This window comes from Wolbachia endosymbiont of Cylisticus convexus, from assembly GCF_003344345.1.
In genome coordinates this window covers 1-3894 of sequence record NZ_QPIP01000163.1, presented here as the reverse complement: position 1 = coordinate 3894, position 3894 = coordinate 1, and the positions used below count along the sequence as shown (strand labels likewise).

The window sequence follows — 3894 nt, the reverse complement described above, 5'->3', positions numbered from 1 at the left end:
TTCTGATTGTGTAACAGTACACAGATTACAGTTAGTGAATATGTTGAATGGATTGGAAGCATTTTTTGATTTTAAACTACAGTCAACATCCTAGTTCTGTAATTCTTGATATGATTTGGATCAAAAGCACTTTTGGATGTCAGGATACCGAAAATGATATGGAGTAGCTTACGCATTGCAGCTCCCACAATTGCCATATTATGCTTACCCTTCTTCTTTAGTCTTTGGCAAAAACTCACAATGATAGGATTGTGATTCTTGGCTACTATGGCAGGAAAGAAAAGGGCCTTACGTAATGTTTGTGAACCTGATTTACTTAATCTTGGTTTAGAATGTACAGATGAACCTGATGTTATATTTTTCGGTATAACTCCTGTATATGCTGCCAATTGCCTGGCATCTCTAAAAGCTTTTATGTCAGGGATTTCAGCTAAAATAGCCATTGCTGATTCCTCTCCTATTCCTGGAATAGTCAATAGAAGCTGAAAATTTTCCAACAATTCTTTGTGCTGCTTTAATAGTTTGCGTATGGAGTTTTTTATTATTTCTATTTTTTTAACTATATTCGTTGCAACAAGCATTTGCAACTTCTTTAGGCAGTCTCTCTTTTTTTTCTAGGTGGTTATTTACTAATTCTTTTAACGCAACTGAGCAACGATAAAGATGTTTTAATTTTTTCATTTCAGAAGAAGGTGGTGTCCAACGAGTTGGTTCCTGTCTTTGGCAATAATCAGCAATAATTTCTGCATCAGTCTGATCATTCTTTTGTCTTACGAGCTTACTCCTTGTATAAGATTTAATACAATAAGGATTTACAACACTAACAAAATGTCCAGCATTGTGCAGAAATTCAGCCAAAGCTTCGCTATAACAACCACATGCATGACTTTACTTCTTCCACATTATGCTTTTGTAGAAAACTCAGCAGACCTTGAAACCCAAGATCATCGTTCTTAAAGCTCCTTTTCCTAGTTTCACGCTTTTCTTTTTTACTTATGAATGAAAGAAAAACATCAAAGCGATCTTTTGATACATCAATTCCAAGAAAGTTGTTGATCATATATAACCCCATACGTTACCATTTAAAACGAAAAGTAAGGCTAACCTTGTGGATACAGAATTAGAGCCATTTAGGTCTTTCTACGATACCGTCCAGCCTATACTTTTGAGGAGGGAACTCTTATCTTTCTTACAGATTTTATATCTAAGAGGAGAAACAGAGTTCTTCCCTCCTCCACCTAATGCTTAAGCTTAAAACATTAGATGCTTTTTACAAGATACAAGAGGGGAAGAGACGCATGCGGTAATGGTAACAGATAAGGGTTTAATCTACCGAGAAGAATTTTATACGTCATTATCAGCGGTGGAAGGGAAAATAATGGGAATGAGTTACAATGGGCCGCTCCTATTTGGTTTGCGTGATCAAAAGGGAAGGGAAAATGTGTAAAGGGATAAGATGTGGAATATATACGAGAAAGTCAAATGAAGACGGTCTAGAACAAAAGTTTAACAGTTTAGATGCGCAGCGAGTAGCATGTGAAAAATATATAAAGAGCAGAGAAGGCTGGGTAGTATTGGCAAAAAGGTACGACGATGGAGGTTTCTCAGGAAAGAATTTAGAAAGACCAGCAATAAAGGAATTATTTGAAGATGTAAAGGCAGGAGAAGTGGACTGTGTGGTAGTATATACATTAGACAGACTATCAAGGGAAACAAAAGACAGCATCGAAGTAACATCATTTTTTAGAAGGCACCGAGTAAATTTTGTAGCAGTAACACAAATATTTGATAATAATACGCCAATGGGAAAGTTTGTGCAAACGGTATTATCAGGGGCAGCACAACTAGAAAGAGAAATGATAGTAGAGAGAGTAAAAAATAAAATAGCAACATCGAAAGAGCACGGAATATGGATGGGTGGAACTTTACCGCTAGGGTATGATGTAAAAGATAAAGAATTAATAGTAAATGAAAAAGAAGCAAAAGTGGTAAGGTATATATTTGAAAGATATTTGGAGCTGAAGTCAATGGCAGAATTGGCAAGGGAGTTAAATAGCCAGGGGTACCGTACGAAAGGAAAATCAGATATCTTTAAAAAGGCAACGGTGAGAAGAATAATAACAAATCCAATATATATGGGAAAAATCAGACATTATGAGAAAGAGTATGAAGGAAAACATGAAGCAATAATAGAGGAAGAAAAATGGCAAAAAGCGCAGGAATTGATAAGGAATCAGCCATATAGAAAAGCAAAATATGAGGAAGCGCTGCTTAGGGGAATAATTAAGTGCAAGAGCTGTGAAGTAAACATGACGCTAACGTACTCAAAAAAAGAGAATAAGAGATATCGATATTACGTATGCAACAATCATTTAAGAGGAAAAAGTTGTGAATCAGTAAATCGAACAATAGTAGCAGGAGAAGTGGAAAAAGAAGTGATAAAGAAAGCGGAGCAGCTATATGAAAATTGGAAAGAAAAGATCGAAGAAAAATGGAGTTTTGGGAAACAGAAAGAAGTAGTGAAAAAGTTAATAAAGAGAGTAATGGTAAAAGAAGATGGAATAGAAATGAGTTCAGAGGATAAGGTGGAATTTATACCAATAAAAAAGAAAGGAAACAAATGCACAGCGATCGAGCCAGAAGGCAAAACAAATAATGCGCTACTGAAAGCAGTGGTAAGAGCTCATTTGTGGAAACGTCAATTAGAGGAAGGAAAATATGGAAGCGTAGGAGAGTTGAGTGCAAAAATTAATATAGGTACAAGACGAATACAACAAATTTTAAGGCTGAATTATTTAGCACCAAAAATTAAAGAAGACATAGTGAGTGGAAAACAACCAAGAGGTTTGAAGTTAGTTGATTTGAGAAAAATACTAATGCTATGGAGTGAGCAACTGGAGAAGTTTTATGGTTAAACCTTTAACAGTAGTTTATTCGAAGTGCAAAGAATAGGTTAGGAAATAAAGCAGTGTTAATAAAAAGAGCTGTAAGTATGACGCAAGAATTTAGATTATTTTAGTTACTTTATTGTATAACTTGCTTTTTTCAAATAGAGGATTATATGAGTAAAATAACTTTTTTAAAAGGCAAAGAACTACTTAGAGAGGAAATAGAATCTTGTTTTAAGCAGGCAAAAATGGCAGAGGAGCCAGATCTACAGGAGCTTATGTGTATGGAGCAAGCTGAATTGATATCAGCAAAGCTTGGATGCCTTGAATATAATACAGAATTAGAGAAACTTAAGTGCCTTATAGAGCCGGAAAATGGATCACCAGTAATTATGCAAGAGGAAGTGCTTATTATCTGATCAAGTTGGTGTAGTGTAGTATGATTTGAGTGATTCCATAAACATTGTTTCAATAGGAAATGATAATTCAAGTTGAAAACAAATTAAGAATTGAAAGAAAAACTAGCCTGGCATTGGCTGAAAAAGAGGTTAGTTTTTCTTGTGTTATGGAGGAAGCTCAAAAGAGAAATACCGATGCTATGGAGTGAGCAATTAGAGAAGTTTTATGGATTAGTGTTGTAACGTTTATAAATAATGCTCACAGAAACTTATACTCAAATATGTAAGGATATTAACATAAAATAGCGAAGATCTTGATACATGTTAACAAATAGTTAAAAGCAGGAAAATCTTTCCAGCAAGGAATGACAAGTTACTTATGAGTTTAGTTCAAAATTTTAGTTAATAAATTAACTTATATTGACTTATATAAAAATATTAGTTACACTATTAGTAGTTTATTAATAAAAGAGGCTAACATCATGACAGATTTTATAGATTTTTTCAATAATGATTCAGAATTTGTTGATGATAACTTTTATTATGAAGTACACAAATATAATAAAGATGGTCAGCATATTAAAGATGATTTTTACTTATACTCGCTG

General features: G+C 34.1%; 3 protein-coding genes and 2 pseudogenes. 4 read left to right on the top strand and 1 reads right to left on the bottom strand.

The genetic code is table 11. From position 1 onward, the window contains the following. Positions 1-71: 71 nt before the first annotated feature. Positions 72-1060: pseudogene (locus Wcon_RS09690) on the bottom strand (IS110 family RNA-guided transposase). A 222-nt stretch (positions 1061-1282) separates the two neighbouring features. Here Wcon_RS09690 and Wcon_RS09685 point away from each other — a divergent pair. The 4 genes and pseudogenes from Wcon_RS09685 to Wcon_RS12645 all read left to right on the top strand — a co-directional run. Then, positions 1283-1447 (top strand): annotated as a pseudogene (locus Wcon_RS09685) (DUF2924 domain-containing protein); the annotation flags it as partial. Next, entirely contained in the window at positions 1440-2915 is a 1476-nt protein-coding gene (locus Wcon_RS09680; RefSeq protein WP_114517949.1) for a recombinase family protein, read from the top strand. The pseudogene Wcon_RS09685 and the gene Wcon_RS09680, both read left to right, overlap by 8 nt. Positions 2916-3061: 146 nt before the next feature. Next, entirely contained in the window at positions 3062-3307 is a 246-nt protein-coding gene (locus tag Wcon_RS09675) for a hypothetical protein (protein ID WP_114517832.1), read from the top strand. 59 nt (positions 3308-3366) lie between these two features. Beyond that, complete coding sequence (locus Wcon_RS12645; protein ID WP_255565546.1) at positions 3367-3495, top strand: hypothetical protein; 129 nt, start codon at positions 3367-3369, stop codon at positions 3493-3495. Positions 3496-3894: the final 399 nt, after the last annotated feature.